Origin of the sequence: Thermosynechococcus sp. M98_K2018_005, assembly GCF_015295825.1 — a bacterium.
Taxonomy (GTDB): Bacteria; Cyanobacteriota; Cyanobacteriia; order Thermosynechococcales; family Thermosynechococcaceae; genus Thermosynechococcus.
On the sequence record NZ_DVEH01000062.1, the window covers coordinates 1 to 4,032 of the forward strand.

Annotated in this window: 5 protein-coding genes; 4 read left to right on the top strand and 1 reads right to left on the bottom strand. The window is 50.8% G+C overall.

Features of this window, described 5'->3' with window-relative positions; genetic code table 11:
• Nucleotides 1-161: 161 nt before the first annotated feature.
• A complete protein-coding gene (locus IGQ15_RS08385) occupies nt 162-377 on the bottom strand; it encodes a helix-turn-helix domain-containing protein (RefSeq protein WP_297050739.1) in 216 nt (71 codons plus the stop codon).
• A gap of 164 nt (nt 378-541) precedes the next feature.
• Here IGQ15_RS08385 and IGQ15_RS08390 point away from each other — a divergent pair, with 164 nt between their 5' ends.
• The 4 genes from IGQ15_RS08390 to urtA all read left to right on the top strand — a co-directional run.
• Nucleotides 542-907: a helix-turn-helix transcriptional regulator gene (locus tag IGQ15_RS08390; protein ID WP_297050742.1), complete on the top strand. Its 366-nt coding sequence runs from the start codon at nt 542-544 to the stop codon at nt 905-907.
• A gap of 107 nt (nt 908-1,014) precedes the next feature.
• Nucleotides 1,015-2,223 carry a (E)-4-hydroxy-3-methylbut-2-enyl-diphosphate synthase gene (ispG, locus tag IGQ15_RS08395; protein WP_297050745.1) on the top strand — a complete coding sequence of 403 codons (1,209 nt, stop codon included), beginning with the start codon at nt 1,015-1,017 and terminating at the stop codon, nt 2,221-2,223.
• Between the two features lie 29 nt (nt 2,224-2,252).
• Nucleotides 2,253-2,597 (top strand): histidine triad nucleotide-binding protein, encoded by a 345-nt coding sequence (locus IGQ15_RS08400; protein ID WP_297050747.1) that lies wholly within the window; start codon nt 2,253-2,255, stop codon nt 2,595-2,597.
• 138 nt (nt 2,598-2,735) lie between these two features.
• On the top strand, nt 2,736-4,032 hold a 1,297-nt coding region (gene urtA / locus IGQ15_RS08405; RefSeq protein WP_297050749.1), incomplete at its 3' end, for an urea ABC transporter substrate-binding protein.

Genomic DNA, 4,032 nt, shown 5'->3' on the forward strand with positions numbered 1-4,032 from the left:
TGCCCCTCATTTATTTTTTGAAGTCTATTAAAATTATGTTTGTACTAATAAGAAATGTTTCAAGAATACGGCGAAAAAATTAAAGGTTAGTTGTCAAAGTAAAATTTTTCGAATTGTTAGGCTATACTAAAGATAGGTAATTAGAGAGAAAAACAATAAAATTAGTCCGAGGGCGGTTGACAACTGTAGTAAGCGGGGAAAACAATGTAAAGGGGCTTTTCAAGAATCGTTGCTATTTCCTTCTCAACCATTGCCGAGCGGGAACGGCCACGAATTACTGCCGATACACAATGACGGGAAACCCCTAGCTTTTGGCCAATTTTGGCGCCATTCCAGCCTCGTTTCCGCAGTTCTGCTTTGATGTCCTCAGGATGCATAGTGCTGTTGTCAATCTATGCCCAACAATTCAATGCTAATTGCGGGCATTAAGGTTGTCAAGCGACAACTTTTGACAAGGTGGCAGGGGTGTTCATTGATGAGCTTGACATGTAAAGTTAATAAAAGACGCAGTGCCCTTTCCAAGGGTATATTTCGGTTCCCCATGGTTAGTTCACTCTCTCGCAAACAGCTCTCTAGGCTTCTACGCCAAAAACGGGGCCTACGCAGTCAACGTGCCTTTGCCGTCGAGCTAGGAATCTCCTATACCTGTCTGCAAAAATGGGAAAATATGGCGTCATTTCCAAATACTGAAAATCTATTAAGGTTATGTCGTGTTTTTGGCTTTGAGGATTTAGAAAGTTTTATTGCCTACCTCAATCAAACGGATGTCACCCATCGGGAAGAAGAACAACTGGTGACTGAGATTCTTGGTAAATTGCGTCACTTACCTGCAGCAACAGCAGTTCGGGTGCTAGAAACAGCCTTGGGGTTGTTAAAGGCTACTGCTAACAATAATAGGGACGTTTGAGTATTTTTTGGGGGACTATTCTCTTGGGGGGCGATCGCCTGCCGCAGCTGGCCGCTTCTATGGCATCCTGAAAGGGAGAAGTTGCGCAATTTGGCCACTTACATCCTATGCAAACACTGCCGAGTCCTGCTCAAGCCACGCCGACAGAAACTGCCATTGCCCGTCGCAAGACCCGTCCTGTGCCCATTGGCTCGGTCATCATTGGGGGCGGTCATCCCGTGGCAGTGCAATCAATGATCAATGAAGACACGCTAGACATTGAAGGCTCAGTGGCCGCCATTCGTCGTCTCCATGAAATTGGCTGTGAAATTGTGCGGGTGACGGTGCCCAGCCTTGCCCATGCCAAAGCCATGGAAGAGATTCGCGATCGCCTCTACAAAACCTACAAACCCGTGCCCTTGGTTGCCGATGTCCACCACAACGGCATGAAAATTGCCCTCGAAGTCGCCAAGTATGTAGACAATGTACGCATCAATCCGGGGCTATACGTCTTTGAGAAACCCAAGCCCGATCGCACCGAATATACCCAAGCGGAATTTGAGGAAATTGGTGCCAAAATTCGGGAAACCCTTGAGCCACTGGTGATCTCGCTGCGGGATCAGGGCAAATCCATGCGCATTGGCGTCAATCACGGTTCCCTTGCCGAGCGGATGCTCTTTACCTATGGCGATACCCCCGAAGGAATGGTAGAGTCCGCCCTAGAATTTATCCGTATTTGCGAGTCCTTGAACTTCTACAATCTTGAAATTTCTCTTAAAGCCTCACGCGTACCGGTGATGATTGCCGCTAACCGGCTCATGGTCAAGCGCATGGACGAACTGGGCATGGACTACCCCCTCCACTTGGGAGTCACTGAAGCCGGCGATGGCGAGTATGGCCGCATCAAATCCACTGCTGGCATTGCCACCCTCCTCGCCGAAGGCATTGGCGATACGATTCGTGTCTCCCTCACGGAAGCCCCCGAAAAAGAAATTCCCGTCTGCTACGGCATTTTGCAAGCCTTGGGACTGCGGCGAACCATGGTGGAGTATGTAGCCTGTCCCTCCTGTGGGCGCACGCTCTTTAACCTTGAGGAAGTGCTGCACAAAGTCCGCGAAGCCACCAAACACCTGACGGGGCTGAACATTGCCGTTATGGGCTGCATTGTCAATGGACCGGGGGAAATGGCCGACGCTGACTATGGCTATGTGGGTAAACAGCCCGGCTATATCTCCCTCTATCGCGGTCGTGAGGAAGTCAAGAAGGTCCCTGAAGCGGAAGGGGTGGCTGCTCTTGTGGAATTAATCAAGGCCGATGGCCGCTGGGTGGATCCCTAAACCATCAGATATCTCGGAGGAGTGAAACCATGACCACGGAAACCATTTTTAGCCGCATCATCCGCCGTGAGATTCCAGCAGATATTGTTCACGAGGATGAGGTGTGTCTGGCCTTTCGTGACATCAACCCCCAAGCCCCTGTGCATATTCTGGTGATCCCCAAAAAGCCGATTCCCCAACTGAGCTTGGCAGAACCGGAAGATCACCGTGTGCTGGGGCACCTGCTGCTGACGGCGAAACGCCTTGCTGAGGCAGAGGGTTTAACGAATGGCTATCGTATTGTCATTAACAATGGCCCCGATGGTGGTCAAACCGTCTATCATCTGCACCTGCACCTGTTAGGGGGACGAGCCATGCAGTGGCCACCGGGTTAAGGAGATACCGTTGTTCATTGAGCGTAATTCTTCATTAGGGAGCGATCGCCCAAACTTAGTAGCGTGGGATACAGTTTGCGCCAATTACGTCCCCTTAACCTATGGGAGATTATTGCTTATACGAGACAGCAAAACCCCATGGCTCAACAATTTGGACTTGGACGACGGAAATTTTTGGTCTATGGCTCAGCTGCATTGGGAACGAGCCTACTGATTAAAGGGTGTGCTCCAGCCACAGAAACGGGAGGCGGTGGACAAACCCCAGCTCCCAGTGGCAATACGATCAAAGTGGGGATTCTCCACTCCCTGAGTGGCACGATGGCCATTAGTGAAAAGAGTGTGGTGGATGCTACCCAACTGGCCATTGAGCAAATCAACCAAGCGGGGGGGGTTCTTGGCAAGCAGATTGAAGCCGTTCTGGAGGATGGAGCATCTGACTGGCCAACCTTCGCCGAAAAAGCCACAAAGTTAATTGATCAAGATAAAGTGGTCGCGGTCTTTGGCTGCTGGACTTCTGCCTCTCGGAAAGCTGTGCTGCCCGTCTTTGAAGCTAAGAATCATCTTCTTTGGTACCCCGTGCAGTACGAAGGCCAAGAGTGCTCGAAAAACATTTTCTACACGGGAGCCGCTCCCAACCAGCAAATCGAACCCGCCGTAGATTGGCTCCTGCAAAACAAGGGTAAGAAATTTTTCTTGGTGGGGTCGGACTACGTCTTTCCCCGCACGGCCAACACAATTATCAAGGCACAACTGGCAGCTAAAGGTGGTGAAACAGTGGGCGAAGACTATCTGCCTTTGGGTAACACTGAAGTCACGCCCATCATTACTCGCATCCGCAATGCCTTACCCGATGGCGGTGTGATTTTCAACACCCTCAATGGCGATAGCAACGTGGCCTTCTTCAAGCAGTTGCAGGGGGCGGGTCTGACACCCGATAAATACCCAACGATGTCGGTCAGTATTGCCGAGGAAGAAGTCCAAGCCATTGGTGTCGAGTACCTCAAGGGGCACTACGCCGCTTGGAACTACTTTATGACCGTGGATACCCCAGAGAATAAAGCTTTTGTGGAGGCCTTCAAGGCCAAGTTTGGCCAAAACCGCGTCACTAATGACCCAATGGAGGCCGCTTACATAGCTGTTCACCTTTGGAAGCAAGCGGTGGAGCAAGCAGGTACAGCTGACGACTTAGAAAAAGTGCGCCAAGCCGCCGTTGGCCAGACGTTTAATGCGCCGGAAGGTCCTGTGAAGATGTTCCCGAATCATCACATTTCCAAGACAGTGCGCATTGGTGAGGTGGGTGAGGATGGTCTTTTTAAGATTGTCTATTCCACACCCCAACCCGTCGATCCGCTGCCTTGGAACCAGTTTGTGGCGGAAACCAAGGGATTTGCCTGTGACTGGACGCGCACGGATGTGGACAACCCCGGCAAATTTA

Coding starts and splice junctions, on each gene's coding strand:
- IGQ15_RS08385 (WP_297050739.1), bottom strand. CDS start 377: ATGCATCCTGAGGACATCAAAGCAGAACTGCGGAAACGAGGCTGGAAT.
- IGQ15_RS08390 (WP_297050742.1), top strand. CDS start 542: ATGGTTAGTTCACTCTCTCGCAAACAGCTCTCTAGGCTTCTACGCCAA.
- ispG (WP_297050745.1), top strand. CDS start 1,015: ATGCAAACACTGCCGAGTCCTGCTCAAGCCACGCCGACAGAAACTGCC.
- IGQ15_RS08400 (WP_297050747.1), top strand. CDS start 2,253: ATGACCACGGAAACCATTTTTAGCCGCATCATCCGCCGTGAGATTCCA.